The sequence below is a fragment of the Bradyrhizobium sp. SMVTL-02 genome, assembly GCF_051853005.1.
GTDB lineage: Bacteria > Pseudomonadota > Alphaproteobacteria > Rhizobiales > Xanthobacteraceae > Bradyrhizobium.
Genome location: NZ_CP182469.1, coordinates 5,636,119 through 5,656,564, shown reverse-complemented (window position 1 = coordinate 5,656,564; position 20,446 = coordinate 5,636,119). Strand labels below are relative to the sequence as shown.

Genomic DNA, 20,446 nt, shown 5'->3' with positions numbered 1-20,446 from the left:
CGAAAGTGAGGGATGCGGAATGGCGCCTGGTCAAGAGCCGAGCGTGGGTCAGCCTAACGGGCCGGGATCCGGCGAGCGCGCTTACGCAGCAATGATCGCGAACGCTCGGGCGCTCCTGCCACGACTGCGAGAGCGAGCTACCCGAACCGAAGAGCTCCGGTACCTTCCGCCCGAGACCGAACGGGATCTGCACGACGCCGGTCTGTTCCGGATGCTCCAGCCCAGGCGCATTGGCGGCGCCGAGCTCGATTATGTCGCCCTGATTGATTGCGCCGATCTGCTTGGACAGGCGGATGCGTCGGTGGCCTGGAATCTCGCCAATCTGGCGAGCCATCACTGGATGCTCGGCATGTTCGAGCAGAGGGCGCAAGATCTGGTTTGGGGCCGTGATCCGGACACGTTAATTGCCTCCTCCTTCATCTTTCCAGCCGGGCGCGCCACGAGGGTCAAGGGCGGATACCAGTTGCACGGAAGTTGGCCGTTTTCGTCCGGCGTCGCGTCGTGCGAATGGAACATGCTTGCAAGCGTGGTCTCCTCTGAAGACGAGGCAGATGGTATCGAGTACCGGATATTTCTGCTTCCGAAGGGCGATTATAGAGTCCTCGACACCTGGAATGTCGCCGGGCTGCGAGGCACCGGCTCTTGCGATGTGGAGGTCCGGGACGCCTTCGTAGCCGACCATATGACTGTCGCGGTTGGCGAGCTAACTGGTGGCCGGTCGCCGGGAAGCAAAGTTAATTCCAATCCGTTGTATACGTTACCTGTGTTCTCGCTATTCCCTTACGTCTTGTCCGGTGTTGCGTTGGGAAATGCCCAGGCGTGCCTGAATGACTACATCGAGATCGCGCGTCATCGCATTTCCACCTACAACCGTGCCAAGCTGAGCGACTTTCAGAGCACGCAGATCAAGATCGCAGAGGCTTCCGCCAAGATCGACGCTGCCCGCCTGATCATGCGTTCGGCTTGCATCGATGCCATGGAGAACGCAAGGCGTGGCCATATTCCAGATATGTCAGCCAAGACCCGATATCGGCGCGACGGAGCCTTCTCGGTGAACTTGTGTACGGATGCGGTCTCGATGCTGTTTGCAGCGAGCGGAGCGCGCGGCTTGTTCACGACGGGGGTGTTGCAGCGGCAATTCCGCGATGCCCACGCGATCAACTCACATCTCGCCTTCAATTTTGATGCGGCTGGAACCAACTATGGACGCGTGGCGCTAGGCCTGCCGTCCGAAAATCTCACGCTGTGAGGCCGGCCGATGAATGATCTGCCGAAGCAGCCGGCCGTGCCCGATCCAGCCAACGAACTCGCGAGCGACAGCTCGCTCATCGATCCTCGCGATTTTCGAAATGCGCTGGGCACATACGGAACGGGCGTAACGATCATCACCGCCACTGCGGCCGATGGAAAGCCGTATGGCATCACGTGCAATTCATTTGCTTCGGTCTCCTTGAATCCGCCCCTGGTCCTCTGGAGCCTCGGGGTCTATTCCTCAAGCCTGCCTGTGTTCCAGAACGCCAGCCACTTCGTCATCCATGTCCTGGGCACGGCGCAACAGGCGCTCGCGAACACGTTTGCGAAATCATCCGAAGACAAGTTCGCCGGTGTCGATTGGGCGCCAGGCCTCGGCAACGCTCCAGTGCTCGCCGAGAGCGTCGCCAGTTTTCAATGCCGCTCCGTCAACCGCTATTATGGCGGCGATCACGTGATCTTTCTCGGAGCAGTCGAGGCCTATGTCTACAATGCCAAGGAACCTCTGCTGTTTGCACGGGGGACATATGGCCGATTCCTGGCCGATGATGAGCGCAAGAAGTCCCCGTAAGGCACCTCTGGTTCTATTTGGAAGCTCAATGTTCTGTTGCCGAGAGCTTGTAGATTTCCAGCGCGTCAGCACCGGCTTCTACCAGCGGAGCGATCTTGCTCTCCGAACGGTTCCAAACGGTGACCTGATAGCCGGCCTTGAGCAGGCGGCGGGTCATCGGCGTTCCCATCAGCCCGAGGCCGACATACCCGAGCCGCTCGCCGCCCTGCGGGTTTGTCTTGCTCGTCTCAGCCATAGGTTGCCTCCTCCGGTCGCAGCGCAATGGTGCACGACCGCCCCCATACCATACATTGCGCGCTCTTGGACGAGACCGGGCCGGCTTGCATGGCTTGCCTGATTGTTTGAACCATGAAACATTTGGATCGGTCGGGTTCGGTGGCGCCGGTCGGCGCCGGAGCAACGGAGTGGGCGCGATGCGGACGGTTTCGAGGTTGATGCTGGCAACTGGGGCGGTAGCCGCCGCGATTGCGGTCGCGGCTCCCTCACGGGCGCAGCAGACGATCCGCGTCGGCTGGACGATCCCCGCCGAGGAGTCCAAGTACTGGATGATGCGCCGCCCGGCTGAATTCCCCGATATCGGCAAGACCTACAACATCGAATGGACCCAGTTTCAGGGCACCGCCCCAATGACGCAGGCATTGGCGGCGGGCGCTCTGGATTGCGCGACGCAGGCACCGCTATCGCTTTCCAACGGCGTGGTTGGGGGCAATCTCAAGGCCTACATCGTGGCGCAGCATGTCTTCGAGAAGCCCGGCGGCTTTTCGGTCTATTGGGCCGTGATGGATGACTCGTCGATCAAGACCATTGCCGACCTCAAGGGCAAGACTGTCGGCATTTCCGTGATCGGCGGCGGCACGCAGGGGCCGTTCAACCTGCTCCTGAAGCAGAATGGCATCGATCCGGCCAAGGACATCAAGCTGGTCGAGGTCGGCTTTGCTGTTTCTGAAGATGCGCTGCGTCAGGGACGTGTCGACGCAGTCAACATGAACCAGCCGTTTGCCGCGCGCGCCGAAGCGAAGGGCGGGACAAGGAAACTGTTCTCGCTGTCGCAGGCCATGCCGAACATCGTGCACATTTTGGAAGCCTGCCGTGCCGATTTCGTCGACAAGAACCCGGAACTGGTCAAAGCATATGTTCGTGACATCACGTCGGGCATGAAGAAGGCCTTGGCGAACCGCGAAGAGACCTTGAAAGTCGTGTCCGAAGTACTGAAGGCCCCCGTTCCGATTCTCGAGACGTACCTGCTCAAGGAGAACGATTTCGGCCGTGACCCGGGAGCTGCGCCGAACTTCCCCGCCATTCAGAAGATGCTCGACATCTACGCAGAGACGGGAATGCTGCCGAAGCTCGATGTCGCTCAGTTCAAACATCCGACGATCGTTGCCCCACTGCAATAGGTGGTCGAACGAGCTATCCGGCGAGTGAGATCGCAACGTCCCGGTCGCCCGGGACATTGCATGAAGAAGATGCAGGCATGAAGAAGTTGCGATCACGGGTGACGACGGACGGGCTCGACCGGGCTCCGCACCGCGCTTTCATGCGCGCGATGGGCCTCGACGACACCGCGATTGCCAGGCCGATGGTCGGCGTCGTCAGCATGAAGGGCGAGCAGACGCCCTGCAACATGACCCATGATTTCCAGGTGGCCGCAGCCAAGACCGGAATCGAAGAGGCCGGCGGGACGCCGCGCGAATTCTCGACCGTGTCGGTCTCCGACGGCATCAGTATGAATCATGAGGGAATGAAGTTTTCCCTGTTTTCGCGCGAGCTGATTGCCGACTCGATCGAGGCAGTCGTACATGGCCTCGCCTACGATGCGTTGATTGGATACGGCGGATGCGACAAGACGCTTCCCGGCGTGATGATGGGCATGGTTCGTTGCAATGTGCCGTCCATTTTCATCTATGGCGGCAGCTCGCTACCGGGGCGCGTTGATGGGCGGACCCTCACAGTCCTCGACTCCTACGAGGCCGTCGGCAGTTTCATGACGGGTGAGATCGACGGTGCCATGCTTGAGCGGATCGAGCGTGCTTGCCTGCCGACCATCGGTGCGTGCGCGGGCCAATTCACGGCGAACACCATGGGGATGGTGTCGGAGGCGATGGGCCTTACCATCCCCAACGTGTCGATGGTGCCTGGCATCTACGCCGAGCGCGCGCAGATCTCGCGGCGCGCCGGACGCCTGATCATGGAGATGCTGGAACGCGGCGGGCCGCTCCCGCGCGACATCGTGACGCGGAAATCCCTCGAGAATGGCGCGGCCATCGTGGCGGCCACTGGCGGGTCGACCAACGCCGCGCTGCATTTGCCCGCGATTGCGAATGAAGCAGGCATCGCGTTCACGATCGATGATGTTGGCGAGGTCTTCACCAGGACGCCACTGATCGGAAACCTGCGCCCGGGGGGTAAGTACACTGCGAAGGACGTCTATGACATCGGCGGCGCGGCCGTGGTCATCCGCGAGCTGATCCAGAGCGGCCACATGGATGGCAGCTGCATAACCATCACGGGCCGCTCACTTGCCGAAGAATACGGTACAGCCAACACGCCTGATGGGGAAATCGTTTACTCGGCTCGCGCGCCGATCATGCCGGATGGCGGCGTGGCGGTGCTGAAGGGCAATCTTTGTCCTGACGGCGCGGTTATCAAGGTCGCAGGTCTCAAGAGCCTGGTCTTTGAGGGCATCGCGCGCGTTTTCGAAGACGAGGAAGGCTGTGTCGCGGCTGTGCGGGACCGCAGCTACAAGGCCGGCGACGTCCTTGTGATCCGCAATGAGGGGCCGGTCGGCGGCCCCGGCATGCGCGAGATGCTCGGTGTCACCGCTCTGATCTACGGGCAGGGCATGGGCGAAAAAGTGGCGCTGATCACCGACGGGCGGTTCTCCGGTGCCACCCGTGGCATGTGCATCGGCTATGTCTCCCCCGAAGCATTTGTTGGCGGCCCACTTGCGCTCGTGCGAGATGGCGACAAGATCCGGATCGACGCGGCTGGCCGGCGCATGGACGTGTTGATCGACGAGCCGGAGCTCGCTGCACGCCGGCGCGACTGGAAGCAGCGACCGCCACGGCATCGGGCCGGCGCACTGGCGAAGTATGCGCGATTGGTTGGCCAAGCGCCGGGTGGAGCGGTTACGCACGAGGGCCCGGCGGAATGGCTCTGGTTCGAGTGACAAGCCGCGGTGTTGCCGAAGGCAACCGCCCGTCTGGCAGGCTTTTTGCTACGCTCATGCGGCTGGTGGATGACATTCAGCAGGTCGATTGCGTGACGTTCGCGGACGCGTGAAGTGAGAGCGGGATGAAGGTGGTGCCTTCGAGATCGAGCGGATGGGTGAGACCGGTGACGTCGCAAAAGCCGGCTTCTGCGATCATCGAGATCGATCGCGTCTCGCAGGTTTTCCAGACCTCGGCGCGCAAGGACCATTTGGCGCTATCGGACATCTCGCTGACGATCGACGAAGGAGCTTTCGTCTCGATTCTCGGGCCGTCCGGCTGCGGCAAGTCGACACTGCTCTACATTGTCGGAGGCTTTGTCAGCCCAACCAGCGGCGCGGCGAAGATCAAGGGCCAAGCGATCACAGGACCCGGTCCGGATCGCGGACCGGTCTTCCAGGAGTTTGCATTGTTTCCCTGGAAGACGGTCCTGGGCAATGTGATGTACGGGCCGCGCCAGCAAGGCGTGCGGGCGAGCGAGGCGGAAGCGCAGAGCCGCTCGCTGATTGAGATGGTCGGCCTCAAGGGCTACGAGAACTTCTATCCCAAGGAGCTGTCAGGCGGCATGAAGCAGCGCGTCGCCCTGGCCCGGACGCTCGCCTACCATCCTGAAGTCCTGTTGATGGACGAGCCGTTTGGCGCGCTCGACGCCCATACCAGGACACGCTTGCAGAACGATCTCCTGAACATCTGGGAGCGCGATCGCAAGACGGTGTTGTTCGTCACCCACTCGGTCGACGAAGCCGTCTTTCTCTCCGACAAGGTGGTGATGATGTCGAAATCGCCAGGGTGTATCCGGCAGGTGATCGACATCGATCTTCCGCGACCGCGGCGCCGTAACGAATTGCTCCTCGATCCGCGTTATCAGAAATACGTCGTGGACATCGAACGCATGTTCGACGAAAGCGACGAGGGCGGGGCCGCCTCATGATGTCGTCGGCTGCCGTGCTCAAGCGTGCCGCCCCGGTGCTTGCCTGCGTCGGGTTATTGGCAATATGGCAGGCGGCTGCGCTGGTGCTGAAGAACGACAGCTTTCCAACGGCGATCGAGGCGATCCGCGCGATTCCCGATATCCTTGGCGATAAGGAATCCCTGATGAACATCCTGGCTTCGCTTCGCCGCATGGCGACGGGGTTCGGTGTAGCCGTGCTTTTTTCGATTCCACTTGGCTTGTTGATGGGGCGCAGCCGGGCCGTCGCAGCTTTCTTCAACCCGCTTCTAATGGTGATCTATCCGGTCCCGAAGGCAGCATTGATGCCCATCATCATGCTGTGGTTGGGCGTCGGCGACACCACAAAGACGCTGGTGATCTTCCTCGGCGTCAGTCTGCCCGTGATCTATCACAGCTTCGAGGGCGCCAAGGCCGTCGAGGAGAAAATGCTGTGGTCAGGTGCCGCTATGGGTCTCTCGCCTCTGCAGCGCCTGATCCGGATCGTGCTGCCTGCCGCGCTGCCGGAGATCCTGACGGGATGCCGTACGGGATTGGTCCTGGCGCTGATCACCATGATCACCAGCGAGATGATCGCGCGCCAGTCGGGCGCGGGCAACATCCTGTTCAATGCGCTGGACATGGGGCAGTACGACACAGTCTTCGCGATGATCATCATCGTGGGGGCCATGGGCATCTGCCTCGACGCGATCTTCGAGCGGATCCGTGCGAGGCTGGTGCGCTGGTCCGAGCCTCAGTTCGACATGCCGCTGAGCTTCTCATGACATCGCGCCTCATCTCAGCAAACCTCCTGCTTGGCCTCGCGCCGATCGCGCTGGTGGTCGCGGTTTGGCAGAGCCTCGTCTCGTTCGGCTTTGCGCCGGCGGCCTTGCTGCCGGCCCCGGGCTACGTCTTCAGTCGCCTCTTTCAACAGCTCCTGACGTGGACGTTCCAGCAGGAGATCGCGGCGACCCTGATCCGGCTGTTTGCCGGCTTTGCGATCGCGGTCGTGCTGGGCGTCAGTATCGGTATCGCCGCCGCAGCCAATCCGTCAATCAACGCCGCGGTCCGGCCGATCGTACGCGTATTGGCGCCGTTGCCCAAGGTCGCACTCTATCCTGCACTCCTGCTACTGCTCGGTTTCGGCCACGGATCGAAGATCACGTTGGTGACTGCGGACGCACTTTTCCCTATTCTTTTGTCAACCTATTACGGCGCGTCGACCGTCGAGCAGAAGCTGATCTGGTCGGCCATGGCGGCGGGGACGCCGCGCTACGAAATCCTGTTCAAGGTGGTATTGCCCGCGGCGATGCCGTCGATCCTGACCGGCTGCCGGATCGGCCTTGTCATTTCCTGCATCGTGGTGTTTCTGGCTGAGATGATCACGTCGACCGATGGGCTGGGCCATGCTCTCGTCACGGCGGCCCGAACGTTCCAAGCCGTCGACATGTTCGTGCCGTTGATCACGATCTCGCTGCTGGGGTTGATCCTGAACGCCCTGTTGGGCGCCCTGCGATCATACCTCTTGCGGGGCTTCCCCGAAGCGTGATCTGACTGAACGAGAAAACCAAGATACCGGGAGTGAACCATGCTGGCCGATCGCGTCGAGGCAAAATGGATCGACGCATTTTCCGAGATTTTTGAGCGATGCGCCGTCAAGCCCGGCGATACCGCGGCGATCCTGTCGGAGACCCAATCGCGCGCGTTGAATGTTCATCTGGCAGAACTCGCGCTGCTGCGCATGGGCGCGCGGCCGTTCCATCTGGTGATGCCGACGCCACGCAACCGGAATATCGTTCCGGTTCGCTCGACCGGGGCCAGCGAGGCGATCCAAAAGCTTGGTCCGGTCATCACCGCACTTCAACAGGCCGGCTTCGTCGTGGATTGCACCATCGAGGGGCTGATGCACGCGGTGGAAACGCCTGAAATTCTCAAAGCCGGTGCGCGAATCCTGGTGGTCTCGAACGAACATCCCGAGGCGCTGGAACGCATGGTGCCGGATCCGGCCTTGGAAAAGCGCGTCCGCGCTGCGGCGAAGATGCTGCGCGGAACCAAGCGCATGCGGGTGACGTCGAAGGCCGGCACGGCGCTCGACGTCGACATGGTTGGTGCTTCAACGGTCGGTGTGTGGGGCTGGACCGACAAGCCCGGCACGCTGGCGCATTGGCCCGGTGGCATCGTGGTCAGCTTTCCCAAGAGCGGAACGATCAACGGCACGCTGGTGATGGCACCCGGTGACATCAATCTGACCTTCAAGCGCTACCTGGCCTCGCCCGTGAAGATGATCTTGAAGGACGACTATGTCGTCGAACTGGAGGGCGAGGGCACGGATGCCGCGATGATGCGCGCCTATCTCGCCGCCTGGGGCGACCGCGAGGCCTACGCTGTCTCGCATGTCGGCTTCGGCATGAATCCGGGCGCGCGCTACGAGGCGCTGTCGATGTATGACCAGCGCGACACCAACGGCACCGAGATCCGTGCTGTCTGCGGCAATTTCCTGTTCTCCACCGGCGCGAACGAATTCGCCGGCCGGTACACGGCAGGGCATTTCGATCTGCCGATGATGGGAACGACCATCGAGCTCGATGGCGTTGCGGTGGTCCGGGAGGGCGTCCTGCAGGACGTCTTCGGCTAGCCGCGGTCGAGCACGGGCGGGCGCGCCAGGTCGAAGTGCCGGAGCAGGTCCACCATGGCCTGAAGCCGCTTGACCCGATAGGCATCGACGTCAAGGCCGGAGTAATCGAGGAAGCCGGCGCCCGTGCGGAGACCGATCCGGCCTTCGTGCATGTTCTTCGAAATCACCTCGGGCGCCCGATAGCGATCGCTGCCGAGTGCGCCTTCGAGGTAGCGGCTCGCGTAGTAGAGGATGTCGCCGCCGCCCCAATCGATGAATTCCAGCAGCCCGAGCACGGCATAGCGGAAGCCGAAGCCATAGCGGATCGCCTTATCGATTTCCTCGGCGCTCGCGACGCCTTCCTCGACCATGCGTGCGGCCTCGTTCATCGCCAGCGCCTGGATGCGCGGGACGATGAAGCCGGGCGTCGCGGCACAGACCACCGGGACCTTCCCAATGCCTTCAAGCAGCGTCTTGACCTCCTCGACGACGACGGGATCGGTGGCTTTGCCGGGTGAAACCTCGACCAGCGGGATCAGATAGGCCGGATTTAGCCAGTGCACGTTGAGAAAGCGATGAGGGTTCACGATCGCGCCCGAGAGATCGTCGACGAGGATGGTCGACGTGGTCGATGCGATGATCGTACCTGGGCCGGCTTGCTTTGACGCAGCGCTCAGCACCTCGCGCTTAAGCTCGACGACTTCGGGGAACTTCAAAGACTAATCCGGCATCGGCGAGCGCTGCGTGGCTCCGGCTGGCCGATACCACCGACACACGAGCGATGAGGGGATCGACATCTGCCTCGGTGAGCAGCCCCAACTCCGAAAGGCTACCAAAGGTCTTTCGGACTTCGCCGAGTGCGTCCGCCTCCAGCTTGGCGAAATCTTCCGCCGAACGGACCTTGACGTCGACCATCGTGACCGTATGCCCGGCATAGGCGAACGCGACAGCAATGCCGCGCCCCATACGGCCGGCCCCGAGACAGGCGATCTTGGCGCGACGTGTCATCGATCAGAATCCATTGCGAAGCAGTGTCTGCAATTCGGCCTTGCTGAGGCTGCCAAGGCCAAGCGTATCCAGCGTTCGGCCGCCTCGTCCGAAATCCTCGCCGCAGACCGCGCCGCCGACCGCCAGGAAAGCCTTGGCCAGCGGCGTCGCCACGCCCGCCAGTGTGGCGACGGAGACCAGCAGCGAGAGCCCGAGCCGCAAATCCTCACGCATGTAACGGTGTTCCGTCAGCACGATCCGTTCCCGCCAGTCGCCGGAATCGGTCAGCCGGTCATGCGAGCCGCGGCCATACATCCAGATTTCGCCGTCCTTCGCGTAATGATGCGCGAGCGGATAATGCGGTGCGCCGTAGCCGAGCGCCTCGCGCACCGCGATCCGTTCAGCATCGAGCGCATCGGTCACCCGGCGGATCGCGGCTTGCGTTCCCTCCTTGTGGATATCCCATCGTTCGAAGTGCTCGATCGGGCCCGCATTCATCACGATCAGCGGCGGATGTATGATCGGACCCGCATTCATCAGCGCGCCGGATAACGCGTCTCCGCAGGCCTCGATCACACCGGGAAAGGCGCGTCCGATCACGTCGAGCGCATGCGGCGCCTCGTCGAGCGGAAACACGCCGACCGGCAGCCGCTTGGCGCGGATGGTGATTGCGACCTCGAATGGCCCGTGCTTGCGCGTGAGCCAGGGCAGTGTGCCGCTTTCGGCAAAGCTCACCTTGGCGCGGTTGCCGGCCTCGCGTGTGGCCTGCGCGAAGATCATCGAGCCGAATGTCGCCGGCGGCAGAAACACGACCTGGCCGTCCCGCAAATGCGGGGCCAGCAGGCTGGCAATTTCCGGCTGTGCGAAAGCCGGGGCAGGGCAGAGGATCAGCTCGGCGCCACTGATGGCTTCGGCGATATCGGTCGTGACCATCGTCAGTTTCACATCGTGGCGACCGTCATGGTCCTTCACCACGATGCGCGAGCCGGCGTCACGATGTGCCGCCACCTGGTCTGCGTCGCGGCGCCAGAGTCGGACGTCGTGCTCCGACAGGGCAAAATCGCCAGCGGCGGCGAAAGAGCCGTTTCCCCCACCCAGGACCGCAATCCTCAAGATGCTTCTCCTTGCGCATGCGAGCGCGCATCAAGCTGTTTCAGCAGGAAATGCTGGACCTTGCCCAGCGCCGTACGTGGCAGGTCGGCGACGAAGACGAAGTCACGCGGCACCTTGTAACGTGCGAGCTGCGCCTGAAGATGCACTCTCAGTTCGTCCGCTTCGAGCCGGCAACCTGACCGCCGGATGACATAGGCGATCGGCACCTCGTCCCAGCGCGGGTCGGGTCGGCCGATCACGGCACATTCACTGACGTCGGGGTGCTCGAGCAGAACGCGTTCGACCTCGGCCGGATAGATGTTCTCGCCGCCGGAAATGATCATGTTCTTCTTGCGGTCGCGGACCCAGAAATAGCCCTCGGCATCGCACAGGCCGATATCGCCGGTGCGATACCAGGCGTCGTGCAGCGCATCGCGTGTGGCGTCTGCGTTGCCCCAATACTCGAAAAACACGTTGGGGCCGCGCACGGCGATTTCACCCGGCGTGCCCGCCGGCATGTCAGCGCCGTCATGGTCGATCACCTTCGCTTCGCAGCACAAGCCGGCAAGTCCGGTCGATCCCGCGCGCGAAAGATCACCGCCAAGTCGCGTGTAGATCGCGATGGGGCAGGTTTCCGTCGAGCCGTAGACCTGAAGCACCGGGACGCCGCGCGCGACGAAGCGCTCGATTAGGTGGGGCGGTACGATGGTCGAGCCTGTGGCGACGGCTTTGAGTGACGAGAGGTCGGTTGTGGCCCAAGCGGGGTGCTCGCTCACAGCCTGGATGATCGCGGGTACCATGACCGTCAAGGTTGGCCGTTCCTGTTCAACGGCAGCGAGCGCTTTATCAGGCGCGAAGCGCGCGTGCATCGTAACTGTCGCGCCGAGCTGAAGCGCTGGCGTGGTCTGGATGTTAAGGCCGCCGACGTGGAAGAACGGCAGCACCGTCAGCACATGATCGTCGGACGTCATGTTGTGCATGTGCTGGCTCATGACGCCGTTCCAGAACAGTGCCTCCTGGCGCAATACGGCGCCCTTCGGCCTGCCGGTCGTTCCCGACGTGTAGACGATCAGGAGCGGGCAGGAGAGATCGGTGTGCGGGTTGCGACCGTTGCCTTCGCCGCGAGCCAGCAGGCTTTCGAATGTCCTGCCGCGTGGTGGCGTAAAGTCGAGGCCGACGATAGATGTTGCTGGTGCAAGTTCGGAAAGAACTCCCTCAAAGGCTTGCTCGAGCACCAGCACCTTGGCACCCGCGTCGGTGAGAATGAAGAGCTGCTCGGCGACCGCCAGCCGCCAGTTCAAGGGAACCAGAATGGCGCCAAGCCGCGCGCAGGCATAAAGCAGAACCAGATAGTCCGGCCGGTTCAGGCTCAGGATCGCCACGCGGTCGCCGCGGCCGACGCCGAGTTCCTGCTTCAAGGCCGTGGCAGTCCGCTCGATACGGGCAGCGAATGCCGCATAGCTCAGTCGCTCGCCATCGAAGGCAATCGCTGTCTTGTCTGGCGAAAACGCCGCGTTGCGATCGATCAGACTACAGAGGTCCACCGTCAATCGTCCGTTTCACCGGGCTCGTACAACGCCTCGCGCCCGATGCGGTCGAGGCAAAGCTCCGCCGTCCAAGGCAGCATCAGGGAGCCGCAGCGGCTGTCGCGATAGATGCGCTCCAGCGGCAATGACTTGAGCATGGCCTGGCCACCGCAGGTGCGGATTGCGAGCGCGGCGAGCTCGTTTGCCCCCTCCATCACCGAATACTGTGCGGCGTAAGCGCGCAGCACCTGTTCCTTGCTCGGATTGGCGCGGGCTTCGGTGACGGCCTGGAACCAGATCGACTTGATCTGCTCCAGCTTGATCTGCATCTGCGCGACCGCGATCTGCTTGGTCGGATACATCCGGCGCTTGACCGGCGGCATACCGGGGACCTCGCCGCGCAGATAGCGCACCGTGAAGTCGTAGGCGGCTTGCGCGAGGCCCATATAGGTCGGCGACAGCGTCAGGAACATGTGCGGCCAGCGCATCGCAGCCTGGAAATAGACGCCGCGCGGCATCAGCGCCGAATCCTCCGGGACGAACACGTCCTTGAACAGCAGCGTGCGCGAGACCGTTCCGCGCATGCCGAGCGGATCCCAGTCACCGACCACCGAGACGCCTTGCGATGTCGCGGGGATCGCGAGATAAAGCGTGTTTCGGCGCGAGGCCTTCTCGCCTTTCTCGATCTCGGTGCAAAGCACGCCGTAATAGTCGGCATGGCCGGAGAGCGACGCGAAGATCTTCTTGCCGTTGACGATCCAGCCACCCTCGACGGGCCTGGCTTCCGTGCCGAATGCAACGCCGCCCGCGGCGGCCGCGCCGCCCTCGGAAAAGGGTTGCGAGTAGATCGCGCCGTCCTCGACGATGCGCTTGTAGTGCACTGCGCGGCGCCGCTCGTGCTCTGCACGGGTTTCCGTATCCATATCGAGATCGTCGGCGAGGGGCCCCGACCACAGGGTCGAGCAGACATGCATGTTCCAGGTCAACGCGGTGGCGCCGCAATAGCGGCCGATCTCAGCGGCTGCGAGGGCATAAGTCTGGTAATTCGCGCCAAGCCCGCCATGCTTCTTGGGGATGGCAATACCGAGCAGACCGACTCGGTGCAGATCGCGATAATTCTCCGTCGGGAAGACCGCCCCCCGATCGTAGACCGCCGCGCGGCCGGCGAACACACTCTGGCCGATTTCGCGGGCGCGCGTGATGATGCCGGCTTGCTCGTCGCTCAGGCGGAAGGCGACGGGGTCGAAGATCGGCGTATCCAGCACGACCTTGCCGGTTGCACCGATAGTCTTGCTGACTTGCATTGTCATTGCGCAGTCACCTTACGCTTTGGTCGCGACGGAATTCAGGAACCGGCCGAGTGCCTCGTCAAAGGCGCCGGGCCGCTCGAGGTTGGCGAGATGGCCGACGCCGGCGAGTTCGACATATTCGGCGGAAGGGATATAGGTCGCCGTCTTTGCCATCATTGGCGCCGGCGCGTTGTTGTCCTTGGAGCCGGAGAGCAGCAGCGTCGGAACAGAAATATCCTGGAGCGTGCTGCGCTGATCGAAGCCGATCAGGGCCAGCATCATGGCGCGATAGCTCGCCTCCGGCACGCTTCCCATGCATTCGCGCGCAAGCTCCATCCCTTCCGGATCAGGATCATCTCCGACAAGTTCCTTCACCAGCGAAGGCGCCAGCGATTTCATCGTCTCGCCGCGGTCGAGCGGCCCGAGCCGGGCGGCGATGAACGATTTCTGCCAGTCGCCGTCGGCCTTGCCGAAAGCCGGACTGGTCTGCGCCAGGACGACTGCACGTGCCAGTTTCGGCGATTGCACCAGCCATTTCTGGACGATCATGCCGCCGATGGAATGGCCGACCAGAATAGGCTTGGCCGCACCAAGCTGCTCGATGAACTGCTGGAGTGCATCGGCCAGGGCAGCGATACTGACGCTGGCGAGCGGTTCGGACCCTCCATAACCCGGCATGTCCCATGCAATCGCGCGGAATCGGTTGCCGAATGTAGCCAACTGGCGTCGCCAGGCGCGCGCCGCACCGCCGATGCCATGCAGGAAAACCAGGGGTGTCGCGCCAGGGTCGCCCGCAGCTTCATAGGCGAAGCGGCCTTCCTTTGTTATCATTGGCGCAGGCTGCGACACGCGACATCCCTTTGCTTGGCCCCGTGATGCTAACAGGCCTGTGAAGGATGGAAAGCGATAATTTTATACTTAAAGCAATTTCGGGAGCGGGTCTCTGGCGCGCAACTGTTCACGGCGCCGATTGGCGCCTTCGTTGCAAAAATTTGAAGTTTAAAATATATCGGAAAGAGCGATCAACCCCCGAGGAGCCAGCGCATGTCCGCATTGCCGCAATCGCCGCACGCGCTGGTGACCGGTGGCGGCCGCGGCATCGGCCGCGCGATCGCAGCCGCCCTCGTCCGGGCCGGCGCGACGGTGACGGTGCTCGGTCGGAATGCCGCAACTCTTGAAGAGGCGATTAAGTCGGGAGCCGCGCATTTTGCAGCCGTCGCTGACGTGTCGGATGAGATGTCGCTCAACGCCGCCATCGCCGAGGCCCATGCGCGAAAGCCGATCGATATACTGGTCGCCAATGCGGGCAGTGCCGAATCCGCACCGTTCGCGAAATCGGACAGTGCACTTTTCGCACGCATGATGGACGTCAATTTCATGGGCGTGGTGCATGCTATCCGAGCAGTCTTGCCCGGAATGAAGGATCGTCCCTATGGACGCATCGTGGCGGTCGCATCGACGGCCGGGCTCAAAGGCTATGCCTATGTCAGCGCGTACACCGCAGCCAAGCACGCCGTGGTCGGTCTCGTGCGGTCGCTCGCCCTCGAAACGGCCGGCAGCAATGTCACGGTGAATGCGGTATGTCCGGGCTTCACGGACACGGATCTCGTCGCCGGCAGCATCGAAAACATCATGAAAAAGACGGGGCGAACCCGCGAGCAGGCGATTGCGGACCTCGCCAAGCACAATCCGCAAGGGCGGCTGATCGCGCCCCAAGAGGTCGCGGACGCCGTGCTCTGGTTGTGCGGCGAGGGCGCCGGAGCGATCACCGGGCAGGCGATCGCAGTTGCCGGTGGCGAGATCTAGCGTGACGCGGGTTCAGAACAGGACCGCCAAGGAGATCATATGAGCAGACCAGCCAATCCCGTAACCGTACCGCTTGCGGACTATTCGCCGCGGCACTTCCTGCTGGCCGTTGTCGACGGTGTTGCGACCGTGACGCTGAATCGTCCCGAACGGAAGAACCCTCTGACGTTCGAGAGTTATCGGGAACTGACCGATTTCTTCCGCGCTTGCGCATTTGACGACGCGGTCAAGACGATCGTCGTCACCGGCGCAGGCGGCAATTTCTCGTCCGGCGGCGATGTATTCGAGATCATCGGCCCGCTCGTCAAGATGGACACGAAGGGGCTGACCGCTTTCACGCGGATGACCGGCGACCTCGTCAAGGCGATGCGGGCTTGTCCGCAGCCGATCGTGGCCGCGGTCGAGGGCATCTGCGCCGGCGCCGGCGCGATCATAGCCATGGCATCCGACATGAGGCTTGCGGCCAGCGGTGCCAAGGTCGCGTTCCTGTTCAACAAGGTCGGCCTTGCCGGCTGTGACATGGGCGCCTGTGCCATCCTGCCGCGCATCATCGGGCAGTCCCGCGCCTCCGAACTGCTCTATACCGGCCGGTTCATGACAGCGGAGGAGGGCGAACGCTGGGGCTTCTTCAGCCGAACCGTCACGCCGGAGCAGGTGCTTCCCCAGGCGCAGATTCTGGCCAGGCAGGTCGCGGAAGGGCCGACCTTCGCCAACACCATGACCAAGCGGATGCTGGCGATGGAATGGGCGATGTCGGTGGAGGAGGCGATCGAGGCGGAAGCCGTTGCCCAAGCGCTGTGCATGACGACAGCGGATTTCGAGCGCGCGTTCGAAGCCTTCGCCAACAAGGTCAAGCCGGTCTTCAGGGGCGACTGAGCCGGCTTGCCACTATCCGTAGCCAAACCAGCCACGGGGACTTGCGCGAAATTATTTTAGGCTTAAAATAGTTTTCATGGCCGGGTGAATTGGCGAGGCTCCCATGAAAGTCGCGATCATCGGTGGCGGACCTGCGGGTCTCTACGCTGCGATCCTGCTGAAGAAGCAGCGGCCCGGCGCCGACATTGCCGTTTATGAGCGAAACCGGGCCGATGATACCTTCGGCTTCGGCGTGGTGTTCTCTGACGCCACGCTCGACAATTTCGAGAAGCACGACCTTCCGAGCTACCGCCGCATCACTCAGGAATTCGCCTATTGGGACGACATTGCCGTGCAGTTCCGCGGCACCGTCCACCGGGTCGGCGGTAACGGGTTTTGCGGCTGCTCACGGCAGAAGCTGCTCCTGATCCTCCAGGAGCGTGCGCGGGAGCTCGGCGTCGCGCTGCAGTTCGAGGTGGATGTCGAGGATGAATCCCGCTTCGCCGATGCCGATCTCGTCCTGCTCGCCGATGGCATCAACAGCCGCTTTCGCGAGAAATACATCAATCATTTCCAGCCGGAGGTCGATGTCCGCACCAACAAGTTCGCCTGGATGGGCTCGACCAGGCCGCTTGATGCCTTCACCTTCATCTTCCAGGAAACGGAGTGGGGGCCGTTCATCGCGCACGCCTATCAGTACGAGGCCGGGCACTCGACCTGGATCTTTGAGACCGATCCGCAGACTTTCGAGCGGGCAGGTCTGACCGGGCTGAACGAGCAAGAGTCCGCCGCGCGGATGGCCGACATCTTCGGCTGGTTTCTCGAAGGCCACAAGCTGCTGACCAACCGCTCGATGTGGCGGAATTTCCCCATGATCCGCAGCAAGCGCTGGGTCAAGGACAACATGGTGCTGCTCGGCGACGCCAAGGCGAGCGCGCATTTCTCGATCGGCTCCGGCACCAAGCTCGCGATGGAAGATGCGATCGCGCTCGCCGAGGCGATGGAGAAGGCGCCCGGCATCAAGGCGGCGCTAGAAGTCTACGAGCACGGCCGCCGTGAGGAGGTCGAGAAGACGCAGCACGCCGCCGACGTCTCCCTGGTGTGGTTCGAGCACGTCGACCGCTTCTGGGATTTCGATCCCGTGCAATTCGCCTTCGGCGTGATGACGCGCTCGAAGGCGATCACCTACGACAATCTGAAACTTCGTGCGCCCGATTTTGTGGCTGAGGTGGAAAAATCCTTCGCAAGGCAGGTTCGCAGCAGCGGCTTCGACGTTGACGCCAACAAGCCGATGGTGCCGCTGTTCCAGCCGTTCCGCCTGCGCGAGATGGAGATCGCCAACCGTGCCGTGATGTCGCCGATGTGCATGTATTCGGCGAAGGAGGGCGTTCCTGGCGACTTCCATCTCGTGCATTACGGCTCGCGGGCGATCGGTGGCGCCGGCTTGATCTTCACCGAGATGACCTGTGTCAGCCGCGATGCCCGGATTACGCCGGGGTGTGCCGGCCTGTGGAATGACGAGCAGGAGGTCGCGTGGCGCCGCATCGTCGATTTCGTCCACGGCAATTCGGCTGCAAAGATCTGCCTGCAACTCGGCCATGCCGGCCGCAAGGGCGCGACCAAGCTGATGTGGGACGGCATGGACCGTCCGCTCGAAGACGGCGGCTGGGACGTGGTCTCCGCATCGCCGCTGCCCTACTTCCCCGATAGTCAGGTGCCGCGCGAACTTGATCGTGCCGGCATGAATGCGGTGAGGGACTCTTTCGTCGCGGCGGCCGAGCGCGGCGAACGCTGCGGCTTCGACATGCTGGAGCTGCACTGCGCCCACGGCTATCTGCTCGCGAGCTTCATTTCGCCGCTGACAAACACCAGGACCGACGAGTACGGCGGCTCGCTCGAAAATCGCCTGCGCTTCCCACTCGAGGTCTTCGAAGCACTGCGCGCTGTCTGGCCGTCGCACAAGCCGATGTCCGTGCGCATCTCCGCGACGGACTGGGCGGAGGGTGGCGTCACCGGTGACGACGCGGTGGCAATCGCGCGGGCCTTCGCCGAGGCCGGCGTCGATCTCGTCGACGTCTCGACCGGGCAGACCGTGCGCGATGCGCAGCCGATCTATGGCCGGATGTTCCAGACGCCGTTCTCCGACCAGGTCCGCAACGAGGCACGGGTGGCCACCATGTGCGTCGGCAACATCACGACGGCGGATCAAGCCAACACCATCCTGGCGGCCGGCCGGGCGGATCTCGTCGCGCTCGGGCGCCCGCATCTGGTCGACCCCTTCTTCACCATGAAGGCGGCGGCCTGGTACGGCGCGGACAGCACGTTCTGCCCGCCGCAATATCTCCCCGGAAAAGATCAGATTTTCCGCAACAGCGTGCGCGACCGGCAGGATCTCGATGAGCTGAGAATTAAGGCTAAGCCCAAGACCCGGGCCGAGCTGAAGGCGGAGGCAACAAAGCCGCTTGCGGCGGAGTGACCGCCCATGCGACCTTAACCCCATTGCCTGTGTTTCGAGTGGAGTTTGGGCGATGAAGGCGATTATCGTCGGCGGCGGTATCGGAGGTCTCACCACGGCATTGATGCTGCGCTCGCGCGGCATTGGATGCGAGATCTTCGAACAGGCCGAGACCATCCGCGAACTCGGTGTCGGCATCAACACGCTGCCGCATGCGATGCGTGAACTGGCAGGCCTCGGCCTGCTGCAGAAGCTCGACGATGTCGCGATCCGCACCGACCAGCTCTACTACCTCAACCGCCACGGCCAGGAGGTCTGGCGCGAAGCCCGCGGCGTCGACGCCGGCCATGACGTGCCGCAATTTTCGATCCATCGCGGCCGCCTTCAGGGCGTCATCCACCGCGCCGTCGAAGAACGGCTCGGGCAGGATGCAATTCACACCGGCTGCCGGCTCGGGGCCTTCACGCAGGACGAGGGCGGCGTCACGGCCTATTTCTTCGATCGTGCCGGCGCGCACATCCACACGACGCGTGGCGATATCCTGATCGGCGCCGACGGTATCCATTCGCGCGTCCGCGAGACCTTGTTCCCGAACGAGGGACCGCCGTGCTGGAATGGCCTGATGTTGTGGCGCGGTGCCCGCGACTGGCCGCTCTTCCTCACCGGCAAGTCGATGATCGTGGCCGGCGGCCTCAACGCCAAGGTCGTGATTTATCCAATCGCGGAAGGATCCAGCCCCGCGAGCCGACTGACCAATTGGGCGGTGCTGGTGAAGGTCGGCGAGGGCAATGCCCCGCCGCCGCGAAAAGAGGACTGGTCGCGGCCGGGCCGCCGCGAGGAGCTGATGCCGCATGTGGCGCGCTTCTCCGTGCCCTATATCGACGTGAAGAGCCTCATTTCGGCGACGCCGGAATTCTACGAATATCCGACCTGCGACCGCGATCCCTTGCCCTATTGGTCCTCGGGGCGCGTCACGCTGCTCGGCGACGCCGCGCATCCCATGTATCCGGTCGGTTCCAACGGCGCCTCGCAGGCGATCCTCGACGCACGCTGCCTTACGGACGCGCTGCTGCGCGCCGAGCATCCGCGCCAGGCCTTGCTCGAATATGAGAAGAAGCGCCTGCCGATGACAGCGGAAATCGTCCGCTCCAACCGCCGCGGCGGCCCCGAGGGTGTCATCGACGCCGTCGAGCAGCTCGCTCCCGACGGCTTCGACAATGTCGATAACGTGCTGAGCTATTCCCAGCGCGAGGCGATCGTGCGCGGCTACGCCACCAAGGCGGGCTTTGCCGCCGTGCCGGGGCTTGCGGCGGTGCGTGCTTGATGCACTTTTGATTGAGCATGCCCCTTCCGGAAAACCGCTTCACACTTTTCCGGGGGGCATGCTCCTAGCCGGCGCCGGGAGGCGGCGGCAGGAAGTGGATGTTGAACTCCGCGGCCATCGCCACCACGTCCTCGGGTTTCTGCTCCTTCATGTTGTGCAGGCCCCAGAACAGGTCGAACAGTTTGCGGCTCGGCGAGACCCAGAACAGCACTTTTGCGGTCTGCTCCGATTTGTTGAAGATACCGTGCGGCACGCCCATGCCGAGACGGATCAGGTCGCCCGCAGTCGCCTGCGCCTCCGAATTGCCGAGCACGAAATCGAGCTTGCCCTCCAGCATGTAGAGATACTCATCCTGGTCGGGATGAATGTGCGGGGGGACGAACGTGCCGGGCGGCAGCGTCGCGTGCCAGGAGAAGCTGTTCTCCGCGTAGCTTTTCGGCACGTAGGTCTGGCCGAGGATGTTCCAGGAAATGCCCTGGATTCCCTCATTGGCCCGCGTGATGCCGGTGATTTCGTTCTTCATTGCAGTCCTCCCTCAA

Annotated in this window: 17 protein-coding genes and 2 pseudogenes; 12 read left to right on the top strand and 7 right to left on the bottom strand. The window is 63.0% G+C overall.

Annotated features, from left to right (window positions below; all coding sequences use genetic code 11):
• Window positions 1-19: 19 nt before the first annotated feature.
• A complete protein-coding gene (locus tag ACNJYB_RS27000) occupies window positions 20-1,249 on the top strand; it encodes an acyl-CoA dehydrogenase family protein (protein ID WP_439369528.1) in 1,230 nt (409 codons plus the stop codon).
• 9 nt (window positions 1,250-1,258) lie between these two features.
• Window positions 1,259-1,822 (top strand): flavin reductase family protein, encoded by a 564-nt coding sequence (locus tag ACNJYB_RS26995; RefSeq protein ID WP_439369526.1) that lies wholly within the window; start codon window positions 1,259-1,261, stop codon window positions 1,820-1,822.
• A 67-nt stretch (window positions 1,823-1,889) separates the two neighbouring features.
• On the opposite strand, the pseudogene ACNJYB_RS26990 reads toward ACNJYB_RS26995, so the two are convergent.
• Window positions 1,890-2,057 (bottom strand): annotated as a pseudogene (locus ACNJYB_RS26990) (NAD(P)-binding domain-containing protein); the annotation flags it as partial.
• Window positions 2,058-2,235: 178 nt separating this feature from the next.
• Here ACNJYB_RS26990 and ACNJYB_RS26985 point away from each other — a divergent pair.
• The 6 genes from ACNJYB_RS26985 to ACNJYB_RS26960 all read left to right on the top strand — a co-directional run bounded on the left by ACNJYB_RS26985 (window position 2,236) and on the right by ACNJYB_RS26960 (window position 8,594).
• Complete coding sequence (locus ACNJYB_RS26985) at window positions 2,236-3,219, top strand: ABC transporter substrate-binding protein (protein WP_439375654.1); 984 nt, start codon at window positions 2,236-2,238, stop codon at window positions 3,217-3,219.
• A gap of 77 nt (window positions 3,220-3,296) precedes the next feature.
• Window positions 3,297-4,991, top strand: a complete 1,695-nt coding sequence (ilvD, locus tag ACNJYB_RS26980) for a dihydroxy-acid dehydratase (RefSeq protein ID WP_439369524.1) — start codon at window positions 3,297-3,299, stop codon at window positions 4,989-4,991.
• Window positions 4,992-5,116: 125 nt separating this feature from the next.
• A complete protein-coding gene (locus ACNJYB_RS26975; RefSeq protein WP_439369522.1) occupies window positions 5,117-5,962 on the top strand; it encodes an ABC transporter ATP-binding protein in 846 nt (281 codons plus the stop codon).
• Window positions 5,959-6,744, top strand: a complete 786-nt coding sequence (locus ACNJYB_RS26970) for an ABC transporter permease (protein WP_439369520.1) — start codon at window positions 5,959-5,961, stop codon at window positions 6,742-6,744. Before ACNJYB_RS26975 ends, ACNJYB_RS26970 begins: the two co-directional genes overlap by 4 nt.
• Window positions 6,741-7,508 carry an ABC transporter permease gene (locus ACNJYB_RS26965; RefSeq protein ID WP_439369518.1) on the top strand — a complete coding sequence of 256 codons (768 nt, stop codon included), beginning with the start codon at window positions 6,741-6,743 and terminating at the stop codon, window positions 7,506-7,508. The genes ACNJYB_RS26970 and ACNJYB_RS26965 overlap by 4 nt, the downstream gene beginning before the upstream one ends.
• Window positions 7,509-7,547: 39 nt before the next feature.
• Window positions 7,548-8,594 (top strand): peptidase M29, encoded by a 1,047-nt coding sequence (locus tag ACNJYB_RS26960; RefSeq protein WP_439369516.1) that lies wholly within the window; start codon window positions 7,548-7,550, stop codon window positions 8,592-8,594.
• On the opposite strand, the pseudogene ACNJYB_RS26955 reads toward ACNJYB_RS26960, so the two are convergent.
• From ACNJYB_RS26955 to ACNJYB_RS26935, 5 genes and pseudogenes are all read right to left on the bottom strand, one after another.
• A pseudogene (locus ACNJYB_RS26955) lies at window positions 8,591-9,581 on the bottom strand (3-hydroxybutyryl-CoA dehydrogenase). The gene ACNJYB_RS26960 and the pseudogene ACNJYB_RS26955 overlap by 4 nt on opposite strands.
• A 3-nt stretch (window positions 9,582-9,584) precedes the next feature.
• Entirely contained in the window at window positions 9,585-10,673 is a 1,089-nt protein-coding gene (locus ACNJYB_RS26950; protein ID WP_439369514.1) for an NAD/NADP octopine/nopaline dehydrogenase family protein, read from the bottom strand.
• A complete protein-coding gene (locus tag ACNJYB_RS26945; protein WP_439369512.1) occupies window positions 10,670-12,196 on the bottom strand; it encodes a class I adenylate-forming enzyme family protein in 1,527 nt (508 codons plus the stop codon). The genes ACNJYB_RS26950 and ACNJYB_RS26945 overlap by 4 nt, the downstream gene beginning before the upstream one ends.
• A 2-nt stretch (window positions 12,197-12,198) precedes the next feature.
• Window positions 12,199-13,488 carry an acyl-CoA dehydrogenase family protein gene (locus ACNJYB_RS26940; RefSeq protein ID WP_439369510.1) on the bottom strand — a complete coding sequence of 430 codons (1,290 nt, stop codon included), beginning with the start codon at window positions 13,486-13,488 and terminating at the stop codon, window positions 12,199-12,201.
• A 12-nt stretch (window positions 13,489-13,500) separates the two neighbouring features.
• Entirely contained in the window at window positions 13,501-14,298 is a 798-nt protein-coding gene (locus ACNJYB_RS26935) for an alpha/beta fold hydrolase (protein ID WP_439369508.1), read from the bottom strand.
• A gap of 213 nt (window positions 14,299-14,511) precedes the next feature.
• Between ACNJYB_RS26935 and ACNJYB_RS26930 the strand changes: the two genes are divergently transcribed.
• From ACNJYB_RS26930 to ACNJYB_RS26915, 4 genes are all read left to right on the top strand, one after another.
• Window positions 14,512-15,273 (top strand): SDR family NAD(P)-dependent oxidoreductase, encoded by a 762-nt coding sequence (locus tag ACNJYB_RS26930; protein WP_439369506.1) that lies wholly within the window; start codon window positions 14,512-14,514, stop codon window positions 15,271-15,273.
• 39 nt (window positions 15,274-15,312) lie between these two features.
• Window positions 15,313-16,149: an enoyl-CoA hydratase family protein gene (locus ACNJYB_RS26925; RefSeq protein ID WP_439369504.1), complete on the top strand. Its 837-nt coding sequence runs from the start codon at window positions 15,313-15,315 to the stop codon at window positions 16,147-16,149.
• 103 nt (window positions 16,150-16,252) lie between these two features.
• Window positions 16,253-18,604 (top strand): bifunctional salicylyl-CoA 5-hydroxylase/oxidoreductase, encoded by a 2,352-nt coding sequence (locus ACNJYB_RS26920; RefSeq protein WP_439369502.1) that lies wholly within the window; start codon window positions 16,253-16,255, stop codon window positions 18,602-18,604.
• 52 nt (window positions 18,605-18,656) lie between these two features.
• Complete coding sequence (locus ACNJYB_RS26915; protein WP_439369500.1) at window positions 18,657-19,907, top strand: flavin-dependent oxidoreductase; 1,251 nt, start codon at window positions 18,657-18,659, stop codon at window positions 19,905-19,907.
• Between the two features lie 64 nt (window positions 19,908-19,971).
• Here ACNJYB_RS26915 and ACNJYB_RS26910 read toward each other — a convergent pair whose 3' ends face one another.
• Window positions 19,972-20,430, bottom strand: a complete 459-nt coding sequence (locus tag ACNJYB_RS26910) for a cupin domain-containing protein (protein WP_439369499.1) — start codon at window positions 20,428-20,430, stop codon at window positions 19,972-19,974.
• Window positions 20,431-20,446 lie beyond the last annotated feature (16 nt).

Coding starts and splice junctions, on each gene's coding strand:
- ACNJYB_RS26975 (WP_439369522.1), top strand. CDS start 5,117: ATGAAGGTGGTGCCTTCGAGATCGAGCGGATGGGTGAGACCGGTGACG.
- ACNJYB_RS26995 (WP_439369526.1), top strand. CDS start 1,259: ATGAATGATCTGCCGAAGCAGCCGGCCGTGCCCGATCCAGCCAACGAA.
- ACNJYB_RS26910 (WP_439369499.1), bottom strand. CDS start 20,430: ATGAAGAACGAAATCACCGGCATCACGCGGGCCAATGAGGGAATCCAG.
- ilvD (WP_439369524.1), top strand. CDS start 3,297: ATGAAGAAGTTGCGATCACGGGTGACGACGGACGGGCTCGACCGGGCT.
- ACNJYB_RS26920 (WP_439369502.1), top strand. CDS start 16,253: ATGAAAGTCGCGATCATCGGTGGCGGACCTGCGGGTCTCTACGCTGCG.
- ACNJYB_RS26925 (WP_439369504.1), top strand. CDS start 15,313: ATGAGCAGACCAGCCAATCCCGTAACCGTACCGCTTGCGGACTATTCG.
- ACNJYB_RS26960 (WP_439369516.1), top strand. CDS start 7,548: ATGCTGGCCGATCGCGTCGAGGCAAAATGGATCGACGCATTTTCCGAG.
- ACNJYB_RS26970 (WP_439369520.1), top strand. CDS start 5,959: ATGATGTCGTCGGCTGCCGTGCTCAAGCGTGCCGCCCCGGTGCTTGCC.
- ACNJYB_RS26985 (WP_439375654.1), top strand. CDS start 2,236: ATGCGGACGGTTTCGAGGTTGATGCTGGCAACTGGGGCGGTAGCCGCC.
- ACNJYB_RS26935 (WP_439369508.1), bottom strand. CDS start 14,298: ATGATAACAAAGGAAGGCCGCTTCGCCTATGAAGCTGCGGGCGACCCT.
- ACNJYB_RS26965 (WP_439369518.1), top strand. CDS start 6,741: ATGACATCGCGCCTCATCTCAGCAAACCTCCTGCTTGGCCTCGCGCCG.
- ACNJYB_RS26930 (WP_439369506.1), top strand. CDS start 14,512: ATGTCCGCATTGCCGCAATCGCCGCACGCGCTGGTGACCGGTGGCGGC.
- ACNJYB_RS26940 (WP_439369510.1), bottom strand. CDS start 13,488: ATGACAATGCAAGTCAGCAAGACTATCGGTGCAACCGGCAAGGTCGTG.
- ACNJYB_RS27000 (WP_439369528.1), top strand. CDS start 20: ATGGCGCCTGGTCAAGAGCCGAGCGTGGGTCAGCCTAACGGGCCGGGA.
- ACNJYB_RS26915 (WP_439369500.1), top strand. CDS start 18,657: ATGAAGGCGATTATCGTCGGCGGCGGTATCGGAGGTCTCACCACGGCA.